Origin of the sequence: Nostoc sp. LEGE 06077 (assembly GCF_015207705.1) — a bacterium.
Classification (GTDB): domain Bacteria; phylum Cyanobacteriota; class Cyanobacteriia; order Cyanobacteriales; family Nostocaceae; genus Nostoc_B.
Map to the genome: position 1 here is coordinate 37912 of NZ_JADEWI010000043.1, position 22475 is coordinate 60386.

Genomic DNA, 22475 nt, shown 5'->3' on the forward strand with positions numbered 1-22475 from the left:
CTTATTTAGACCTGCGTTTAATGTTGAGAAAATTTTGTTGGAGACTCTTTTGATACTCTTGTTCTTGAACAACACGCTGTTGTTTGTTAGTTTCTAAAAGCATGGCTTTTAAATCATGAAGTTTCACATCCGGCTGTGAGACAACCCGACTCATAAGTATTTCCAGATTTTGTAATATTTGGGATATAGTTGCAGCCTTAAATAAATCTGTGCTGTATTTCAAATCAGCAATTAATCCTTGTTCTGTATCTGTGACAATTAAAAGTAAGTCAAACTCGGCAATTTCTTTATCAATATCTAATAGATTGAGTGTTAACCCAGGTAGTTCTAATGGAGGCATGGGTGCATTTTGCAGAATACATTTCACCTGAAATAAAGGTGAACGGCTGAAATCACGTTCAGGATTTAAGACTTCTACTAATTTGTCGAAGGGCAAATCTTGATGGGTGTAGGCTGATAAAGTGCGATCGCCTACTCTCTCCAATAATTCCCGAAAACTGGGATTTCCTGTCATATCAGTCCGCAACACCAATTGATTGACAAAAAATCCAATTAATGTTTCTACTTCGGCTTGATTGCGGTTGGCAACATCAGTACCGACGACAATATCATCCTGGTTGGTGTAGCAATGCAGTAAAGTTTGGAAACCAGCCAACACAGTCATAAATAGCGTTACCCCGGCTTCCCTACTCAATTTTTTTAGAGCTTGGGATAAGTTGTAATTGAACACCAGCGTTTGTTTTGCACCTCGGAAGCTGCGCTGTGGTGGTCGAGGAAAGTCTGTAGGTAATTCTAAAATCGGTAGGTTGTTTAATTGCTGCTGCCAATAATCCAGTTGGGTTTGCAATACTTCCCCCTGCAACCATTGACGTTGCCACACAGCAAAGTCTGCATACTGAATGGGCAATTCTGGCAATGGAGATGTTTCCCCAGCACAGAAGGCAGCGTAGAGAGTTGCCAACTCTTTAATCAACACACCCATTGACCACCCATCTGCAACAATGTGGTGAATGGTTAGTAAGGCAATATGTTCGTTCTCATCTAGATGTAGGAGAGTACACCGCAGCAATGGTAGTTGAGTTAAATCAAAGGTGCGGTGGGATTCAACAAGTGCTAATCTTTCTACCTCAGCGGCACGTTCTGCTGTTGGTATATTACACAAGTTTATAATAGGCAAATGCAAAGTTAAACTAGGTGCGTTAGCGCAGCTTTCCGCAGGAATCGCCTGAAATGCTTGTCCATTGACCAGCAAAAATTGCGTCCGCAAGACTTCATGACGGGCAATAATTTCATTCAGGCTTTGTGCCAAGGCTGTTATATTCAAGCAACCCGACAGCTTTACCGCCGCCGAAATATTGTATGTGCTACTACCTGGATGTAACTGTTCTAATAACCATAATCTGGTTTGGGCAAAGGACAAGGGTAAATTGCCCTCTCTAGAAACCCGTGGGATAGAAGCAGTATTCAGTCCTAATTTTGCTGTTGTCTGTGGAATTTTTGTGGCGAGTTCAGCCACCGTTGGGGATGCAAATAAAGCGCGTAGGCGTAGATTTACCCCTAAAGTTTTCCGCAAGCGAGAAATGACTTGGGTGGCTAATAATGAATGTCCACCTAACTCAAAAAAATTATCGTTGATACCTACTTGGGCAATACCTAGAACTTGTTGCCAAATTTGAGCGATCGCTTCCTCAATTGTATTGCGTGGTGCTACAAAATTAGTTCTAGTGGTTTCCGGTGCAGGTAAGGCTCGGCGGTCTATTTTACCATTAGGTGTGAGGGGCAATTTCTCCAAAGTCACAAAAGCCGCAGGCAGCATATAATTAGGGACTTTCTCGGCTAAGAAGCGGCGAAGTTCCGTGATTACCAATGTCTGCGCTGGCTGAGAAACTATATAGGCTACTAATCGCTGATTACCTGGTTCATCTTCTCGAACTACAACCACACTGACTTGCACAGATGGATGTTGATTTAAAATTGCTTCAATTTCGCCTGATTCAATGCGGAAGCCGCGCAATTTAACTTGATTGTCAATTCGTCCTAAAAATTCAATTGTGCCGTTTGCGCGACAACGCACTAAGTCTCCAGTTTTGTACAATCGAGCAGCAGAATCTAGGTTAAACGGATTGGATATAAACTTTTGGGCGGTTAGTTCTGGTTGATGCAGATAACCACGGGCTAAACCAGCGCCACCGATATGTAACTCACCCGCCACACCAATCGGTACTAATTGATTGAATGCGTCTAGGATATAAAACTGGGTGTTGGCGATGGGATGTGCGATCGCAATGGTATCTTGTACTAGGGATGCAGCAGACCAAATCGTAGTTTCTGTAGGGCCATACAAGTTCCAAACTTCTTTACCTCGTTGCTGTAATTGTTGGGCTAGGTTTTCATCAAGGGCTTCACCACCACACAGAATTTTTAATTGCTGATTTCCTCTCCAAGCAGCAGCCAGCAACATCCGCCAAGTAGCTGGAGTAGCTTGCATCACTGTCGCATCAGTAGCCATTAATTGTTCTGATAATTGAATTCCATCCGAAGCTACTTGACGACTAATAATAACTGTTTGAGCGCCAGCAATTAAGGGCAGAAATATTTCTAAAGCGGCAATATCAAAAGATAATGTGGTGACAGATAGTAAAATATCTTGTGGTGTTAATCCTGGCTTTTGCCGCATTGCCGTTAAGAAGTTGACAACACCGCCATGAGTAATTTGTACCCCTTTTGGTTTGCCAGTGGAACCGGAAGTATAAATTAAATATGCTAAGTTTTCGGGAGTAAGTTTGTGAGTATGATTGCTAATATTTTCTTGAGAAATTCTCTCCCACTCATCATCTAAACAAACTACCTGAGCATCATGAGGTGGTAAATTTGCTAGTAATGATTTTTGAGTGAGTAAAACTGCTAGTTGAGAATCTGCCAACATATAACCCAAGCGCTCTGAGGGATATGCTGGATCTAGTGGTAAGTATGCGCCGCCAGCTTTGAGTATACCTAATAGTGCAATGACCATTTCTAAGGAACGCTCTACACAAATCCCCACCAATACTTCTGCACCTACTCCCAGTTTTTGCAAATAATGCGCTAATTGATTGGCTTTTTGATTGAGTTCCCTATATGTTAACTGTTGATTCTCAAATACCACAGCAATAGCATCAGGTGTTTGTTCTACCTGTGCTGCAAATAGCTGATGAATACAAACAAAGGGATAATCAGTTTGAGTATGATTTTGTGTGGCTAATAATTGCTGGATTTCTGGCGGTGCGAGGATTGGTAAACTTGCTAAATTCTGCTCAGGATTGGCAATAATACCCGCCAATAATGTCTGAAAATGTCCCTGTATTCTTGTGATGGTGTCAGCATCAAATAAATCACTATTATATTCAAATACTCCCATCAAACCTTGATGAGTTTCTTTTAAAAATAGAGTTAAATCAAATTGAGATTTTTCTGTATCTACCTCCTCTATGTTAATACTTAAACCAGGTAGTTTCAATTCTGTCATTGGCGCATTCTGGAGGGCAAGCATTACCTGAAACAGTGGTGTATGGCTTAAATTGCGTTCTGGTTGTAATTCTTCTACCAACTGCTCAAAGGGTAAATCTTGATGAGAGTATGCACCCAAAGTTACTTCTCTAACTTGTTTGAGTAACTCCCGAAAACTCAGATTACCTGCTAAGTTAGTTCGCAATACTATGGTATTGACAAAAAAGCCAATTAGCTCTTCTATTTCCCTGCGGTTGCGGTTCGCAATGGGTGAACCGACAAGAATATCTGACTGTCCTGTATACCGATAAAGCAATGTTTGAAATGCAGCCAAAAGAGTCATAAATAGTGTGACACCTTCCTGCTGACTCAAGGTTTTGAGGGCGGTGGTTAATGTCGGGGTGATAGTGAAAAATTGCTTGTTTCCGGCAAAGGTTTGGATAGCAGTTCTTGGTCTATCTGTTGGTAGTTCCAATACTGGCAAACTCCCGCTTAATTGCCGTTTCCAATAGTTCATCTGCTGCTGAAGAATTTCTCCTTGCAACCATTGACGCTGCCAAACAGCAAAATCTCCATATTGGATAGATAATTCTGTTAGGGTAGCAGGTTTACCTGTAGAAAATGATTCGTAAAGTGCGGCGAGTTCGCGGACAATTACACCTGCTGACCAACCATCGGCAATAATATGATGAATAGTAAATATTAATACATACTCTTGTAAGTTTAATTGTAAAAGTAAGGTGTTAAATAGTGGGAATTGACTTAAATTAAAGCTTTGTTGTGTTTGTTGTCTAATAACTTTTTGAACTTCAGCTTCCCGCGCCTCAGCCGATAAATCTTCGAGATTGATTACAGGTATTTTTATACTGCAATTTGCATTAATTTCCTGAAATGGTTGTTCATCAATACAGATAAAAGTGGTTCGCAGGATTTCATGGCGACGGATAATTTCATTCAGGCTTTGTTCTAAGGCTGTGATATTCAGCGAGCCTTGAAATTTCAAGGCGCGAGACAGGTTATAAGTACTACTTCCTAGTTCTAATTGTTCCAAAAACCACAACCTTGTTTGAGCAAAAGAGAGTGGTAATATCTCCTCTCGTGCGACTCGTTCAATAGGTGGTAGTTGCAGTTGTTCTCCGGCTTTTAGGGCTATTTCGATACGTTCTGCTAGTGCGGTGACTGTGGGAGACTCAAACAAACTCCGCAGAGGTAAATCGACTGAAAAAGCTGTACGCAATTGGGAAACAATTTGAGTAGCTAACAACGAATGACCGCCCAATTCAAAGAAGTTGTCATCAATATTGACTTGGACAACACTCAGAATTTGCGCCCAAATTCCTGCTATTACTTCTTCTATGGGAGTGCGAGGTGCTTTTTGGGGGTGTGTTTGTAGTCGTACTTGTTCTGGTGCTGGTAATGCTTGACGGTTGACTTTTCCGTTGGGTGTGAGGGGTAAAGCCGCCAACATCACAAAGCTAGAAGGCAGCATATAATCAGGCAATCTCTCTTGTAAAAAGCTACGACAATTACTAAAGTTGCTATTCTCAAGGCTCTGATCGTTAGATACTAAATAAGCAACTAATCTTTTTTCTCCTACGTCTTCCCTAGCTATCACTACCGCTTCCCGCACAGATGGATGTTGACACAGCACCGCTTCAATTTCTGCTAGTTCGATACGGAAGCCGCGAATTTTCACTTGATGGTCGCTACGTCCGATAAATTCAACTCTCCCATCTGGTAAATAACGCCCTAAATCCCCAGTTTTGTATAGCCGAGTTCCTGGTTCTGGGCTGAAGGGGTTGGGAATAAATCTTTCGGCTGTCAAGTCTGGGCGATGCAGATAACCTTGACCAATACCTAAGCCACCAATATATAGTTCGCCAGCCACACCCAGTGGTACAGGTTGCAAATATTTATCCAAAATATAGATTTGGGTGTTGGCAATGGGACGACCAAGAGGGACTATTTTGATCGGTTCATCTTCGCCCATCGCTATTGGATTGACTGCAACTATACCACAGGTCTCTGTCTGACCAAACATATTGATCAAACTGGCTTTGTGTTGCCAACCAAACCGCCATTGAGTACAAATATCTGACAGTAGAGGTTCACTAGCAGAGACAATTAAGCGTAATTTGTTGTCTAAAAGCTTGGTTCTGACCTCTGGTTGTAAACTACTCAAAAGATGATTACAGTTGCGCCAGTAGGAGGGAACGATATCAATAACTGTCACCTGCTGTTGCTGAATTTCTGCCAACAACATCAAGGGGTCTTGGCGCTGTTCGGAAGTGGCAATTACTACAGTTGCACCCTTTGTTAAAGGCACAATCAACTGTCTGACAGAAGAGGAAAAAGCAATTGATGCCGTATGTAAATATCTATCTGCCGGGACAATACCCAGTGCTGTTTGCATTGCCTGCACATAGTGGCACAAATTAGCATGGGTAACTCTAACTCCCTTGGGTGTACCTGTTGAGCCGGAAGTGTAAATTATATATGCTAAGTTAGCCGCAATGGTTGTCTGTTGTAAATTCTCTCTTGATTGCTGGGCGATTAAATCGCTTTCTGCATCTAAGTAAACGACTGTGGCTGTATGTGCTGGTAATTCTTTAATTAAACACTCTTTAGTTAATAAGACCTTCGGTTGCGAGTTCTGCAACATATACGCCAAACGTTCTTGGGGATATGTAGGGTCTAAGGGGACGTAAGCACCACCAGCCTTGAGAATACCAAGGATACCCAAGACCATATCTAAAGAACGTTCCACACACAACCCGACTAATACCTCTGCACCGACACCCAATTGTTGCAAGTAATGAGCAATTTGATTCGCACGATGGTTTAGTTCTGTATAGGTAAGCTGTTGTCCAGCAAAGACTAGTGCAATTTTATCGGGAGTCTTGGCTACTTGTTCTGCAAATAAATGATGAATGCACTTATTGACAGGATAAGTTAGTTGAGTATTGTTAAGCTCAGATAGTAGTTTAATTTCACTGTTACTCAGAATTTGTAACCGACTTATTGCTACTTCAGACTGAGAAATTGCACTCTCAATTAATGTTTGTAATTGTTTGGCTAAATGTTGAATATCTGCCGTTGCAAAATAGTGAATATTATATGCAATTTCTATATCAATGAAATTTTCTCTACGCACACAAGCTAGTTTAATTTTGTAGTTATCAAGGCAAGCTTCTAAATGTTCAATAGCAAATGATATATCTCCAAAATCATATTTATCTCTAATTTCATCATATTCAAAACTAATGGGAAATAGAAACTGGTTATTTACAGCTACATCTTTTAATGTGTTGACGCTAAAATATTCTTGATAATTATAACTTTTACTAATAGCTTGATTAAGCTCGTTTAAAAGTGAAGATAAAGTTATATCTTCTGGTAATTCGCACTTGACAGGCAGATATTTCGATAATAGCCCTAAACTAGATTCTAGTTCTTGATATTTTCGTCCATTTGTAGCTACACCAATAACCAGGTTATCTTGTCCTGTGATTCGCCACAGCAAAATATTCCAGCAAGCCAAAAAGAAATTAGCTAATGCTGATTGATGCTGTTTTTTTAGTTGGGCTACAAGATAAGCATCAAGTCTGAAAGTATGAGTTTGCGGCTGAAATCCTAATTCTGAAATGTTCTCTTTTTCGATAGGCAAATGTAAGGCTGATAAAGCCGAAAAATCTTGTTTATTCCAGTATTCTCTACCTGTTTCTGTGTCTGTCGCTGATAATAATTCATTCTGCCACATTGCCAAGTCAGCATACTGCATTATTTCTGGATCATTATCAAATTTATCAGCATAAATGTAGCTAATTTCTCTGATTAAATTCTTCAGAGTTTCTCTATCTGCTGATAATCCAGGTAAGCTGATGAATAAAATATATCGGCTATCAGATAAGGTGATTAAAGATAAGTGTAAACTGGCTCCAGTCTCCAAGTTGAAATCTTGTTGACTAAATTCTTGAAATAAGAGTTGTAATTTTTCTTTTTGTGCCTCACTTGTATAGTTACTCAAGTCATAATTTTGCTGCCAAGCAATCTCCGCAGAGTCAGTAATTATTTGCACAGGAATTGTCATCCCTGGTAGGCACTTATAATAAGTGCGGAGAATTTCATGTCGGTTGACAACTGTTTCTATAGCATTATTGAGTAATTGAATATCAAGATTTCCGGCAATGGAAACGGCAGCTTTAACCTGATATATTTGGCTATCAGTTTGTTGTAATTGCCATAAATACTTTTGTTGGGGCGAAAGTTGAAACCCCTGAATTTCTTCAAGCATTGTTAATCTGGTGAGATAATTTGGCAGAAATTCTTGATTAATCGTTCTCTTTCATGAATATGGGAAAATATTTTTTCACGCAGAGACGCAGAGAGTAAACAAAGAGAAACTTATGTGTTTAGTAGTTAATAATCTATACTATATGGCTCTGCCATCCCAACCACTACTTTTCTGTTACCGAAAAATGGTTGTCTTCCGTGGGCAGTGAGCATATTATCCAACATCAAAACATCTCCAGTCAACCAGGGAAAAATTACTGTTTCTTGCTGGTAAGCCGCACGAATTTCATCTAATATTTCTGGTTCAATTGGTGAACCATCACCATAATAAGTATTGTGTGGTAGATTCTCTTCACCAAATTCTGCTAATAACGACTCACGGATGTTCGTTTCTAAGCTAGAGATATGGAAAAATAAAGCATGATTGAACCAAACATTCTCACCTGTGATTGGGTGTTTAGCGATCGCAGGACGGATAGAGTAAGTTCTGAGTCGATTTTCTGCTTTCCATTTGAATTTTATCTGATTTTGGTAACAAAATTCTGCAACTTTTTCTGGCTGGCTTGTTTGAAACACATTTTGCCAAGGTAAGCCAAATCCATCGCCAAAGTTGCGGACGTACATCACTTGTTTTTGAGCAAACTTTTCGAGAACTGCGGGAGAGATTCTTTGATAGATTTTGCGAATATCAGCGATGGGTGTTTCTCCTCCTTGTTGTGCTGGTTTTACACAATAAAAGCAGATTTTTAAAGGCCAGTTAGCAGCATAGGAATTTTCGCTGTGCAGTAGAATTTTTTGGTTGGATGGATGGTCTGTAGATGTGTAAATTTTACCTTGAATTGCACTGCGAGGTGAGGAGCGATCGCAATATTCTAATAAATCGCCCGCAACTACTCGAATAAACTGCTGAAATTCCGCTATTTCTGTCACCTGAAATTTACGAAATAGAATACCCCCATACTGGAGTAAAGATTTTTTAATCAATTCTTGATTGTTAGCCGCCCAAGCAACTAAATTAACGCCTTCAACATTTGCTTGGATGAGTAATGGTAGAGAATTTTCAGCTATCAAGGGTGTGATTTGCACTAAATCTGTGATAGCTTGACGTTTGCTAATACCTAAGCTTTTGAGGCTAGGTTTTTTAGAATTGGAAATCATCATAATTTTGAGAAAGTTTTTAACCTTGATTAATTGCTGTTCTTTTACTCAATTTCAGTTTTTGCAGACTGATAGTTGCTAATTGTTTTTCTTCAATTTCTGCAACAATACCTGCTAACTCTTGTAAGCAGATATTTGGCTGATTCACTATAGTTTGCAGTAATAGTTCAAAATGATTTGCCATCCTGCTGATTGTCGCGGCATTAAATAAATCTGTTTGGTATTCAATTGAACCTTGAAATTCGGATGCTTTTTCCCAAATGCTCAATTTCAAATCAAACTTTGATGTACCACTATCTACTTCTTGTGGTTGCCAATTTAATTCAGGAAGTTCAATTGATGGTATCCCTGTATTTTGAAAAATAAACATTACCTGAAATAAGGGATTGTAGCTGAGGTTACGTTTTGGCTGTAACTCTTCTACCAGTTTTTCAAAAGGTACATCTTGATGGGCATAGCCTTCTATAGATACTTTTTTGACTCTGCCTAATAACTCTCGAAAAGTAGGATTTCCACTCAAATTAGTTCGCAGTACCAATGTATTGATAAAAAAGCCAATTAATCCTTGTGTTTTGGTCTGGTTACGCCCAGCGACAGGAGAACCAACAATAATATCTTCTTGATGCGATAAAGAATGTAGCAATGTCTGAAAAGTTGCTAAAAATGTCATAAAGACGGTTACGCCTTCTTTTTGACTGAAGTCTTTGACGACTGCACTCAGATTTTGAGGTAATGTCAGTGTATGCTTTTTACCGATGAAGGTCTGAACGGAAGGCCGAGGTCTATCGGTTGGTAGTTTTAATAAAGGTGTGCTGTTGCTGAGTTGCTGCTGCCAATAATTCAATTGGGTTTTGAGAACTTCTTGTTGCAGCCATTGTCTTTGCCAGTAGGCAAAATCAGCGTATTGGATAGGTAGTTGAGGTAGAGGCGAAGGTTTACCTTTTAGTAAGGCTTGATACACTGTGGCTAGTTCTTGGATGAGAACGCCCACTGACCAACCATCAGAAATAATATGGTGTGTGGTTAACAGTAGCAGATGTTGATTGGCTGATAGACACAAAAGTTTCGCCCGTAGCAATGGCGCTTGAGATAAGTCAAAGGGTGTTTGGGTTTCTTCCTGGATGAGAATTTCTGTAGATTTCCAGATAGTGCAGTCTTCAATGGCTAGTTGCACATTTAACCTAGGATGGATTATTTGTATAGGTTGTCCGGCTACAGATGTAAAACTGGTGCGTAAGCTTTCGTGACGCTGGACAATTTCATTGAGACTTTGCTGGAGAACTGTAATGTTGAGTTTGCCATTGAGTTGAATGGCGATCGCTACATTATAAAATGGATTCCCTGGTTCTAATTGCTCTAAGAACCACAACCGTTCTTGCGCCAAACACAAGGGTAATTTTTCTTCACGAGGAATTGGCTGGAGTTCCAACTGTTTTGGGGTAATATCTTTCGCCTCAGCCACAATTTGCTGTGCTAGATACTCAATACTGGCATCTTGCAAAAGGTCATTGATAGATACGCTCACCCCAAAATCTACCTCAATTTGATTTTTGAGGTCAAAAGCTATCAAAGAATCCAGTCCCAAAGTTGTGAGGGGTTGTTGAAGTGGTAATTTGTGAACTGGGATTTTTAAGGCTTTGGCAATTAATTCTTGCAAGTATGAGGTTATATCATGAAGTCTATAGAGGTGTAAGGGTGCAGGTTTCTGCACAGATAAATCTTCCCTACTATCTAAAATACTCTGATTGACTACCTGCAAAGTATTTGCCAGAAACTCTGCTTTACAAGCGCGGCGTTGAATTTTACCACTAGAAGTTTTGGGAATAGTACCAGCTTTAATTAAAATAACTGCATAAATTTGGATTTCATGTTCTTGCGCCACAGCCTGACGAATTGCCATTGTCACTTCTTCTAGATTTGGTTTGGCGCGAAATTCTAACTCTTGCACCACTACTAACCGTTCTTCGTTGTCTACTTCGACAGCAAAAGCGGCATTACTTCCAATACGCAATGAGAAATGACTACGTTCTGCTGTCAGTTCTATATCTTGTGGGTAAAGGTTGCGTCCTCTGATGATAATCAAATCTTTCGCTCGACCAGTAATGAAAAGTTCCCCATTGTGCAGAAAGCCTAAGTCTCCAGTCCGCAAAAATGGCCCCTCTTTTGTGTCTTGCAAATAGGCATGGAAAGTTTGTTCTGTTTCTTCTGGACGATTCCAGTAGCCATGACCAACGCTAGGCCCAGATACCCAAATTTCTCCCACTTCATCGGGATGACGACTAGTGAAGGTTTCTGGGTTAGCAATCACAATCTGCTGTTGTGGTACAACTCGACCACAGCTAACTAATGTTGTGGAGCTATCTGTATGAGTAACTGCATCTATGACATGATTGCCTTCTAAATCGCTTTTTTGCAGAGATAAACTCCGCACTAACGCAGATTTGACGCTGCCAGATACCATCAAAGTTGCTTCCGCCATACCATAGCAAGGATAAAAAGCTTCTGGACGGAACCCACATTCAGCAAAGGTGGCGGCAAACTTTTCTAGAGTCTCGTGGCGAATGGGTTCAGCACCATTAAACGCCACATTCCAGCTACTTAAATCTAGGGTTGCACGTTGTTCTGGCGTAATTTTTTCAATGCACAATTCATAAGCAAAGTTAGGCGCGCCGCTGGTAGTTCCTCTATAACTAGAAATCGTCTGTAACCAACGGTAAGGCCTCTGGAGAAAGGCGGCCGGTGGCATCATAATACAAAGAAAACCACCATACAAAGGTTGCAATACGCCACCAATCAATCCCATATCATGATAAACAGGCAGCCAAGTCACAAACTTACTACTAGAGGTATGTTCCATATATTGGCGCGTCACCTCAGCATTGTGTAGCAAGTTGCCATGAGTAAGCATGACACCTTTGGGTGTGCCAGTGGAACCGGAAGTATATTGCAGAAATGCCAGAGTATCTATATTTATTGTCGGCTCTTGCCAAGCTTCTTCTATACCTGGTGCGAGGTTGTCGGTAGTTAGCCAGAGGATATTATCTATAGCAAATTTATCGGCCAGTAAAGACTGTAATTGAGTCAGAATTGCTGTTGTAGTCAGGATAACTTTTGGTTGAGCATCTTGTAAAATTGCCAAGATTCTAGGGGTGTTGCGTTGGTTGCGTGGTGGATAAGCTGGGACTGCTACCATTCCGGCATATAAACACCCAAAGAAGGCTGGTAAGTAATCTATTCCCGGTGGGTAAAGTAGTAATGCACGCTCTCCACTTAAACCTAATGTTTGCAGTTGCGAGGCGATCGCACAACTTTGCCGATCTAACTCTTGGTAAGTCAGCGTTGCTATCTGCGTTTCGCCATCTTGCAGAAAGGTGAAAGCCTGTGTAGTTGCTTGTTTGTTACTTCTATACCGCAGAATATCAACTAATGTTGAACATTTTGCAATTGAGATTTTTTGGCAATTCTCAGGCAGATCTGTTGTACTTTCTGGCATAGGGATGCAACCTTCTTTAATGCGGAATCAGGAATCGCAGATGCAGATAACTTGTGGTCGAAATTCTAGCTATATCATTGATTCTTGCTAATCATAAGCATCATTTATATGAATGCTCATTTGTTTATTAGCAGAGATTATTGAAAGTCTTTCTCAATTCCTTCAATTACTTTAGTACCTTTCTAGTAAATTATCAATATCTACTTCACAAATAATTCTCAATAAAGTAAGATAAACCTTATCGCGGCTTCTCAGTTGTTATATATGGTGGAAAATCAGCAATAGCTGTAATTCTCAGCGTTGACACCGGATCACCACTCTCAGTAGTGTGTGACCGCAAAAACTATTGTTTACTTCCAGGAAACCCTTGAAGAAAAAAGTTTTTTTACTTATATTCCGTCATTTGGCGATCGCCATTTTCAATCAAGTTTTTGTATGTAATCTTACAAAAAATGGGTGTATTCCTGCTTAAATAGAGAAAATTTCTCAATAAAATTAGAAAAATTTTATGAAGATTATTATCAATAAGCTGTAAAACTAAATTAATGATAATAATTTTCGTCTGATCCTCTCCTATTTTTCTAAACTACTGCTGTTAATTCTCAATTAGGTGTGAAGCTAGAAATGAAGCTACGTCAAATTCTACAAATTTCGTTATTGACCAGTTCTATTTGTGTATTGGGTGGAAATCCGACTCTGGGAGAACAAGTAAAAGACACACAACACACAAGTGCTTCTTTACTAGCACAGTCCTCTACACCAGATTCTGCCAAACCAGCAGCAATCATAGAAGTGACAGCAGTTAAGGTGAATTCTACAGACAAAGGTGTAGAGATCATTTTAGAAACAACTAAAGGGGATCAACTGCAAGTATTGAATAGTCAGTCAGGCAATAGCTATATTGCTGATATTCCTAATGCTCAATTACGTTTACCCAACAACAATATATTCCGGCAAGAAAAGCCAGTTACTGGGATTACAGAAGTCAGCGTTACTAATAAAGATGCAAATAGTATCCAAGTCATCGTTACAGGAGAAGTCAGTTTACCAACAGTTGAGTTGTTTGATGGGGATGAAGGTTTAATTTTTAGCCTTGTACCAGTTGTCGCCTCTACACCCCAACCAGAACAGCCAACCAGTGAAACACCGCCAACACAACCTTCAACCTCACTACCGCAACCAGAACAGCCTACTAGTGAAACACTACCAGAACAGCCAACAGCGCAAACTGACGAACCGATTGAATTGGTGGTGACAGGTTCACAAGATTCAGGATATAAAGTTCCCGATGCCAGCACTGCAACTAAAACCGATACGCCTCTGCTCGAAATTCCCCAAGCAATTCAGGTAATTCCTCGCCAAGTAATTGAGGATCAAAAAGTCCAACGGGTTGCAGACGTATTGCGTAACGTCAGCGGTGTCACAGTCAACACAGATTACGCTGGCACTGATACTTATACCATTCGGGGATTTAATACTAATGCCAACCTGAGAAATGGTTTTAGACAAGATAATTTCACCGGATTTACTGACACTGCGACCATAGATAGGGTTGAGGTTCTCAAAGGCCCAGCTTCGGTGCTGTATGGTCAACTAGAGCCTGGGGGTATTGTCAACTACATTACGAAAAAACCCCTGAACCAACCTTATTACTCGGCAACATTTTCTGTAGGTAGCTATGATTACTATCGACCAGAAATAGATATTTCTGGGCCACTGAATCAAGAGAATAATATTTTTTATCGCTTGATTGCTGCCTACGAAAACTCTGGTGGATTCCGAGATTTTGCTTATAAAGAGCTTTATACTTTTGCGCCTAGCCTGAGTATCAATTTGAGCGATCGCACCACAGTTGATTTGCAATATGAATACGTTAACCTCAACCAATCCTACGACCGAGGTTTACCACCAGTGAGTAGATCCTTTGATTTACCCATTAGTTTTAACTTTGGTGAACCAAGCGATCGCTATGAACTCTTTGCCAATCGGATAAATGTGGCCTTAGACCATCGCTTTACGGAAAATTGGCGCTTCCGTAGTGGTGTTTCTATCCAAATCGTTGATACAGCACGTTCCAACTTTCAGCCAGTAGATTTTGAAAATCCCTTTGCTGAGGATGGTCGGACTGTGGCTAGAAGATATAACCAAGTAGGTGATTATTCTAGAGAATATTCTTGGCAAAATGACTTAACCGGTAAATTTAAAACTGGCCCCATTGGACACGAAGTACTGTTGGGCTTTGAATTGGGTAGAAGTGTTTTTGGTTATCCATTTCGGATTTCTTATAATGTTCCAGCTTTAGATATTTTGAATCCGGTATATGGTGCAGCTATTCCAACTACTTTTGAAGAAGGATTTGAGGATGAAAGTAATTCATATAGAGCCGGCGTTTACTTCCAAGATCAAGTAGCATTACTACCTAATCTCAAAGTATTACTGGGTGGAAGATTTGATTTTGTTAATTTCAGAGACGAATTTAACCCTGACATCATCAATGGCGCAGAGACTGAAATTACAGAGCGTTATTATGAAAGATTTTCTCCAAGAATTGGTTTAGTTTATCAACCAATCCCCAATCTATCTCTTTACGGTAGTTATTCCCGTGCATTTAGACCAAATGAATTTGCCGTAGCCGAGGGCGGAGTACCACTAGAACCTGAAAGCAGCACACAATATGAGGTAGGGGTTAAAGGTGAGTTTTTGGATGGTAAGCTATCAGCGACGTTCTCAGCTTATGAGATTACTAAAAATAATGTAGCAACTAGCGATTTGAATAATCTGGGATCTCCATTTTCGATTGCTGCTGGAGAAGTCAAGAGCCGAGGTATTGAACTAGACATAGCTGGAGAGATTTTACCTGGATGGAATGTGATCGCTTCTTATACTCATAACGATGCCTATGTGACTCAGGATAATAATTTACCAGTTGGCGATAGATTAGTTAACGCACCCAGGAATAGTGCTAGTTTATGGACTACCTATGAGATTCAAAGAGGGAATTTACGGGGATTAGGTTTTGGTGGGGGAGTATTTTTTGTCGGCGATAGAGAAGCTACTTTACCAAATACCATTATAATTCCTTCCTTTGTTAGAGCAGATGCAACTATTTTCTATAAGCGAGACAATTATCAAATTGGGTTGAACTTCAAGAACCTATTTGATACTCGTTACTATGATTCAGCCGGATTTTTACTGTCTCCTGGCGCACCATTCACAGTTATAGGAAGTGTCTCAGTCAAGCTCTAATTTTGAGACTGTCATTAGTCATCTGTAAATACAGATGACTAATGATCAAGGATGGCCTGTATGAGTAGTTATCTCATTTAGATGTGTTGGAGTTTATCTATGATGCGATCGCGTAAATTCCGGGATACAGCTTTTATTCTCCATCGCTATATCGGTTTAGCTATAGGAATACTAATAGCTTTTGTCGGTTTGACAGGTAGTTTATTAGTATTTAAGCCTGAGATGGCACAGTTTCTCATTACCCAGCAAGTTGGCTCTATAGTACCTCAGCAACAAATAATTTCTCTTGATGCTGTGGTAGAAACAGCTAAGTCTGCGAATGCTAATCGTCCCGATCTCAAATTAGACAGTCTTAGGTTCCCTGTTACTGCTAATTCGCCTTACGAAGTAGGTTTTTTTGATGCCGCTAATCAACTAACTCGGATATTTATTCATCCTTATACGGGTGCAATTCTAGGTCAAAATGAATCTGACTCTAGTTTTGAAAGAATTGTTCTGAGACTTCACTATGGTCTTTTACTAGGTAGAAATGGTGAAATTTTAGTTGGTATTAGCGGGTTATTGTTATTTATTTTGTGCATCACAGGATTAATATTATGGCCTGGTTGGCGCAAGCTGATTCCTGGATTCAAAATCAAGTGGGATGGTCATCCTAAACGATTTAATTTTGATATTCACAAGGTAGCAGGAATTGTTACGTCCATCTTTCTGGCTTTTACTGCTTTTACAGGTTTTTGTTGGAACTTTTCTGATTGGTCATATCCGCTAATTTATGCAGTCACTTTTACTGCTGAACTACCGGAAGTGACTTCTCAACCTATTGCTAATCAAACTCCTTTAAAGCCATCTCAACTGCTGCAAATTTCCAATAATGTTTTTCCTGATGCCAAGACCTTTTCCCTGAGCATTCCCAGTAAACCAGAAGATGCAGTTTACATCCGCAAACGTCAAAATCACGAAATATTTTATGGCGAAAGCGGAGTGTACTTAGATCAATATAGTGGCGAAGTATTGCGTGTAGTCAATAGTCTAAAATTCCCACTTGCAGACAAGGTATTCTCTGCCTTTACATATTTACACTATGGGACATTTTGGGGATTAAATAGCCGGATTCTTTACGTCTTTGTTGGTCTTAGTCCTACCATTCTTTTGATTACTGGCTTTGTGATGTATCGCTATCGTCACCGGAAAAATAAACAAAAAGATGTTATGCGTGAAGCACATTTAAGTTAGAGGTTAGGAACTGGTATTTTTACTCAGCACTTAGCACTTTCCAGCCATAAGGCAATTACTGGGATTGGGCAACAATATGCAAAAATTTATCATCCTCTGGCTTGGACAGATGGTTTCTCTGATTGGCAGTAGTATGACTGCCTTTGCTTTTGCTATCTGGGTATGGGAAATAACACACCAAGCTACAGCTTTAGCATTGTTTCATTTTTTTGCACAGATACCACAACTTTTGATTACTCCCATTGCTGGTTCGATCGTAGATCGGATGAATCGCAAGTGGTTGATGATAGTGGGGGATGCAGCCGGCGGGATAGTAACTTTTACAGTTTTATTACTTTATTTAACTGATAACCTGCAACTATGGCATTTATACTTAGCTTTTGCAGTTAAATGTACTTTTGAACAATTTCAAGAACTTGCTTACTCGGCATCAATATCGAAAATGGTAGCCAAACATGAATATAGCAAGGCGAGTAGTTTGGGTTTTTTAGCAGGTCATGGCGCAATTATTGTTGCTCCGGCACTAGCTGGTATTCTTTATGGAATCATTGGACTTGTGGGGATTTTAATTATTGATATTACTTCTTTCTTTTTAGCGATCGCTACAGTGATCCGCACACATATTCCCCAACCTGAAACGACAAAACCAATCACAGGCGATCGCACTAATATTTTGCATGATATTAATTTTGGTTTTAAATATATATTTTCCCGTCCTAGCCTACTAATTTTATTAACATTAACTGCAATATTCTGGTTTATTCATGATATCGGTGAAGCTGTTTATAAACCAATGATCCTAGAAATTTCTGGAGATGATACAAAACTATTAGGTAGTTTATTCTTAGTTTCTGGAATTGGCGGTATTTTAGGTGTCTTAGTCATTAATATATGGAGTAACAAGCAACCGCGTATTTATGGAGTATTGCTGGGTATGGTAGGCGCTGGCCTCAGCAAAATTATATTCGGTTTGGGTCGTATACCTTTGATTTGGATGCCAGCGCAGTTATGCTCATCTTTACATTTTCCCTTGTTAGGAAGTTCTATTGATGCTATCTGGCTAACTAAGGTGAAACCCGAAATTCAGGGGCGTGTGTTTGCCAGTCAATCAATGATTCTTCTGGTGGCTTCTGCTGGCGCTAACTTAATTGCTGGGCCACTCGCAGATCATATTTTTGAGCCTGCTATGATGCAAGGCGGTAGTTTAGAACCTTTATTTCACAATCTAGTAGGTACGGGAAAAGGCTCAGGTATGGTACTCATGTATGTTCTATCTTCTATCGGCTTGCTGTTAGTAGGTTTAACTGGTTATACAGTGAAAATACTCCGGGAAGTAGAAGTTATTTTACCTGACTATGATAATGTTAATTAGATTTATCACTTCTGAAACTAAGAGTACAAGAATTAGGATTCTCTAGCAGATGACAGTTAATAATGGATTAATTCTGACGCTGTTTATTTTGATTGCAACCTGTCTAGCTCTTGGCTATGGTTTTAGTGTGAAAGCTGGAGGTTTACCCTTTACTCCAGAAATTGGATTTAACCAGAAGCAATGGCAATTCCTGAGATGGTGGGTCAAGTTAGCTTTAGTTACTGGAGTTTTGTTACCGATATGCTTATTAGCTCTGGATTGGAGTCAACCATCTTCATGGGTATTCTGGGGGAGTTATCTGTTGATTGTCGCCGTACAACTCATCAGTGAACGCGTCTTTAGTAGGTGGTTAGTGCCAAGCATTGTTGTACCTATTGGTTTTTTCTATACAGCTTTTCGGTTATGGCAACTGCTAGACGGATTCACGCAATTAAAATTTTCCTATTTAACATTAGTGGGTTTTGTCGTTGTTGGGTTGTTTTGGTTTGCTAACTTAATCATGTTGGTGGTGATAGCTATTCCAACTATTTTTGAAGGTTCTGATTCAATTTCACAATCTTGATTTTGAGGAAAAATTTTTACTGCCTAACCCAAAACACTTCTTTGAGAGTTCCCAGACTAGCAATTACCGAACACATCAGTATTAAATTCAGCCAAGCTTTTGTGAAGTTGATCACTTTGTCCTAGTGGCACATTCTCAATTGCAAGATTAATGGTATTTTATTTTTGCATAAACTCCTTGATCCCAATTGCCATAAAAGCTATGACACTCAATTTATATTTACTGCGACATGGAGAAACTACTTATAGTCAAAGCGGTAATTTCTGCGGTGAAACTAATGCGGAGTTAACAACAGAAGGGATGCAGATGGCAAAGAGTTTTGCCGATGTTTATCAAGAATTGAAGTGGGAAGCTGTTTATGTTAGCCCGATGAAGCGCACAATTGCAACTGCCAAGCCATTTTGTGATGCTATTGGTATGGATATGCAGTTGCGTGACGGACTCAGAGAAGGTAGTTACGGCGAATGGGAAACTAAGAGTAAATCGTTTGTTCAAGAAAATTACGCCCAAAACTATATCAAATGGTTGACAGAACCCGCTTGGAATGCACCCATTGGTGGAGAAACGGCGGTAGATATTGCTAACCGGGCGATGCCTGTAATTGCTGAAATTCAAGAAAAACATCCTCAAGGTAATGTTTTAGTAGTTGCCCATAAAGCCACAATTCGGATTCTGCTTTGCAGTTTACTGGGAATTGATTTGGGACGCTATCGCTATCGGGTGAATATTTTGGTCGCGTCAGTAAGTATGGTAAAATTTGACGTTCATGGCCCTTTGTTAGAAATATTAGGCGATCGCCATCATATACCTGATCATCTTCGCTCTCGTCCGGGAACATAAAACTCAACTACATCTAAACATTTGAGGGACAGCAATAAAATACTGTTGCTGTCCCTCAAACCTGTATCCAAATTTGCAAATGCTTATGCCCAAATCATGGCAAAAAATCGCGCCATCGGCTTATTATTAGCATAATAAATGCGATCGCCTACCCTAAAACTCAGTTTATATAGAGAGTTTCGAGGGATGACTTATGACAAGACGCAAGCTTCTATGCTCAAGATTTTTTTATGCTTCTGGGATTTTTGCCCGGAGATAACTAACTTGACAAAATTTTAAATCTACAGTATTTACTTAGATAGTAGAAAAACTGTATCTCAATCAGTAGTTAAATTACCGAAAAAGCAAAACTCCATCGCAGCTATTTTGCGCCAACTGCGACAGAGAAGAAAGAAATTGAAACACCAAGGTAAAGCACAAGCGAAAATTTATGCTTCACAGTAATAATGAAGCAAAATATTAAGAAATAACCTAATATTTTTGCCTATTCTCTCTCTTGGTGCTTCCTACTGTGCTAGACATGATCAATATATAGTTTTTAATTTCTGGGAACAGTATTCTATCGATCAATTTTAGGTGTGGCAATCAACGACCATTAACAAAACTCATATCATCGGGGATTGCTGACTAACTCAACTACAACATTAAACGAACCAGATTCTAACTACCCACGAAATTTGTGGGTGGGTGTTGGCTTTAAACGAGGTAGTGCTTCACAGTTGATTGCAATAGCTATTGAAGAAGTATTTCAAAAAAATTTACTTGACGAAAGAGCGATCGCCGGGATTGCTACCATCGATACAAAAGCCTCAGATAGTGCTTTAGTAGAACTTTGCTATCTCCGTAATTGGCTATTGCAAACATTTTCCGCAGAAAAGTTGTCTACTATCACAGTTCCCAACCCATCCGCCACCATCACCAGAGCAACAGGAACACCTAGTGTTGCAGAAGCTGCGGCGATTTTGGCTGCTGCTAAAAAGGGGGGACTGGAAGCTGAGTTATTGGTTCCTAAAAATATTTTCCGCTTATCAGGACTACCTGGGGTAGTAACTGTAGCTGTGGCTGAAGAATTACAGCCATGATTAATAATATTTAATCCTACTCAACGACTCTGAGAAAATAATTAATCAAACTCGACACGATTGATAGCACAATAGACCCAAGCAAAGCTGGTAAAAAGCCTTTAATCTCAAAACCAGTACCAGGAGTGATAGCACTGGCTAACCACAGGGATAAAGCATTAATCACAAATGTAAATAACCCAAAAGTCAGTAAGGTAATGGGAAATGCCAAAAGCCGCAAAATTGGTCTGACAAAAGCATTGACTAATCCAATAATAAATACTGCAACCAAAGCGGCAACAAAATTATTGACAATGAAACCATCTACAATTCTAGAGGTAATCAGTAAAGCCACCGCAGTAGCCAGCCAAGTTAATAAAAAGTGTTTCATATACAGCAGGTATGACTTCCATCAGATGAATTTAGTAGAGATGCCATACATCCATCTCTACTGAGAACTGGGATAACTTCGTATTAGCCTATCGTTGCCCAGGCGATCGCCGCAAGAGAATGTCCCAAGTAGCACCACCAGCTACACCATCCTCTTCTAAACCATAGCGCCTTTGCAATGCCTTAACTGCTGTTTCGGTAGTGCGGCCAAAATCACCATCTATTCCCCCACTCAAAAAACCGAACTTTTGTAATTGTTTTTGCAACGTGAGGACATCTTCACCACTCATACCTAAGCGCAAAATGGGATATCCTTCGGCGGTGTACTGAATACCAGGAACCTGGCGAAAGGTAATCTTTGATGGACGTGCTGGAGTTTTTCGCTGAGTTGTTGGCGTTTTTCTGTTAACGGGTCTTGGTTCTGGTGCGAGTGTTGGTACTTGGGTGGCGCGAGTTTTGGGATTAGCCGGTCTTGGTTCCGGTTTAGCGACAGAGTTGCTAGACAAAGACGCAGCCGTGTTAGATGTAGATGCTGGTTCTTGCGGAAACAGTTTTTGCCAAGTAGCCGCATCAGCAACCCCATCAGGATTTAAGCCAACTGCTTGCTTAAATCGAGAAACCGCATTTGCTGTATTTTCGTTATAAACTCCATCCACCGTCCCTGAGTAAAAGCCCAAAAGCTTGAGTGCGGCTTGCAACTCCGAGACACGTTCCCCTTGAGAGCCAACTTTCAGCGTTGGACGACTAATTGCAGCACTTGGCGCTGCTTGAGCAATTTGCAGTGGTGCTGCAAATGAGACTGTATTTGAGGAAGCAATGAGTAAAGGCGTGGAAGATAACAGCAGTAAGTAATACAACTGATTAGCGCTCAAAAAATGAAACGCTGGCGGTGACTTTAAGTACTTCAAGATACACGCTGTTAGGCTGCCTTTCATGGAATTTACTCCCAGAATCTTCTGTTGCTAATATTACAGCCGCTTGAGTCCAGAAAAAAGCTAGTGCAGCATATATTATGGGGTGTGATTGCGATCGCCCCAAATCGACAGATAATTACAATGCGCTAAAAGTCAGAAAATTCTGCCCTTAGAACGCTTGCAAAAATGTTTTGTGGTAAAATTAGAGGCTTGGCAATTTGCGATTAGGACTTTGAGGAGCCGTGAAAATAGAGAAAGCCAAACAGCTTACTGCAAAAAAATTTAAGCGAATGACTGGAGTAAGCCGTAAAACTTTTGAATTAATGGTTGATGTAGTTAAAGCTGATGCTCAAAACAAAAAGAAGCCTGGTCGCAGTCCTAAATTAGTTATTGAAGACCAAGTTTTAATGGTCATTCAATATTGGAG

Annotated in this window: 11 protein-coding genes and 1 pseudogene; 7 read left to right on the top strand and 5 right to left on the bottom strand. The window is 40.0% G+C overall.

Annotated elements, in window-relative coordinates; all coding sequences use genetic code 11:
* Position 1: 1 nt before the first annotated feature.
* The 3 genes from IQ244_RS22810 to IQ244_RS22820 all read right to left on the bottom strand — a co-directional run bounded on the left by IQ244_RS22810 (position 2) and on the right by IQ244_RS22820 (position 12430).
* Positions 2–7780, bottom strand: coding sequence for a non-ribosomal peptide synthetase (locus IQ244_RS22810; protein WP_193898256.1), 7779 nt, complete (start codon positions 7778–7780; stop codon positions 2–4).
* Between the two features lie 125 nt (positions 7781–7905).
* Positions 7906–8940 (bottom strand): TauD/TfdA family dioxygenase, encoded by a 1035-nt coding sequence (locus IQ244_RS22815; protein ID WP_193898258.1) that lies wholly within the window; start codon positions 8938–8940, stop codon positions 7906–7908.
* Between the two features lie 16 nt (positions 8941–8956).
* Complete coding sequence (locus IQ244_RS22820; RefSeq protein ID WP_193898260.1) at positions 8957–12430, bottom strand: condensation domain-containing protein; 3474 nt, start codon at positions 12428–12430, stop codon at positions 8957–8959.
* A 624-nt stretch (positions 12431–13054) separates the two neighbouring features.
* Between IQ244_RS22820 and IQ244_RS22825 the strand changes: the two genes are divergently transcribed.
* From IQ244_RS22825 to IQ244_RS22850, 6 genes are all read left to right on the top strand, one after another.
* Positions 13055–15676 carry a TonB-dependent siderophore receptor gene (locus tag IQ244_RS22825; protein WP_193898262.1) on the top strand — a complete coding sequence of 874 codons (2622 nt, stop codon included), beginning with the start codon at positions 13055–13057 and terminating at the stop codon, positions 15674–15676.
* A 99-nt stretch (positions 15677–15775) separates the two neighbouring features.
* Positions 15776–16909: a PepSY-associated TM helix domain-containing protein gene (locus IQ244_RS22830; protein ID WP_228059085.1), complete on the top strand. Its 1134-nt coding sequence runs from the start codon at positions 15776–15778 to the stop codon at positions 16907–16909.
* Positions 16910–16985: 76 nt separating this feature from the next.
* Positions 16986–18281 (top strand): MFS transporter, encoded by a 1296-nt coding sequence (locus tag IQ244_RS22835; protein ID WP_193898265.1) that lies wholly within the window; start codon positions 16986–16988, stop codon positions 18279–18281.
* Between the two features lie 49 nt (positions 18282–18330).
* On the top strand, positions 18331–18843 hold the full coding sequence (locus tag IQ244_RS22840) for a hypothetical protein (protein WP_193898267.1): 513 nt from the start codon (positions 18331–18333) through the stop codon (positions 18841–18843).
* A gap of 201 nt (positions 18844–19044) precedes the next feature.
* The gene (locus IQ244_RS22845; RefSeq protein WP_193898269.1) at positions 19045–19683 is read left to right on the top strand and encodes a histidine phosphatase family protein; all 639 of its coding nucleotides are present in this window, start codon (positions 19045–19047) and stop codon (positions 19681–19683) included.
* Between the two features lie 620 nt (positions 19684–20303).
* Positions 20304–20765 carry a cobalamin biosynthesis protein gene (locus tag IQ244_RS22850; protein ID WP_193898271.1) on the top strand — a complete coding sequence of 154 codons (462 nt, stop codon included), beginning with the start codon at positions 20304–20306 and terminating at the stop codon, positions 20763–20765.
* A gap of 16 nt (positions 20766–20781) precedes the next feature.
* Here the strand turns inward: IQ244_RS22850 and IQ244_RS22855 are convergent, their stop codons facing one another.
* Together IQ244_RS22855 and IQ244_RS22860 are read right to left on the bottom strand one after the other, a co-directional pair.
* Positions 20782–21135 (bottom strand): phage holin family protein, encoded by a 354-nt coding sequence (locus IQ244_RS22855; protein WP_193898273.1) that lies wholly within the window; start codon positions 21133–21135, stop codon positions 20782–20784.
* 88 nt (positions 21136–21223) lie between these two features.
* Complete coding sequence (locus tag IQ244_RS22860) at positions 21224–22069, bottom strand: peptidoglycan-binding domain-containing protein (protein WP_193898274.1); 846 nt, start codon at positions 22067–22069, stop codon at positions 21224–21226.
* Between the two features lie 221 nt (positions 22070–22290).
* On the opposite strand from IQ244_RS22860, the pseudogene IQ244_RS22865 reads away from it, so the two are divergent.
* Positions 22291–22475 (top strand): annotated as a pseudogene (locus IQ244_RS22865) (IS5/IS1182 family transposase); the annotation flags it as partial.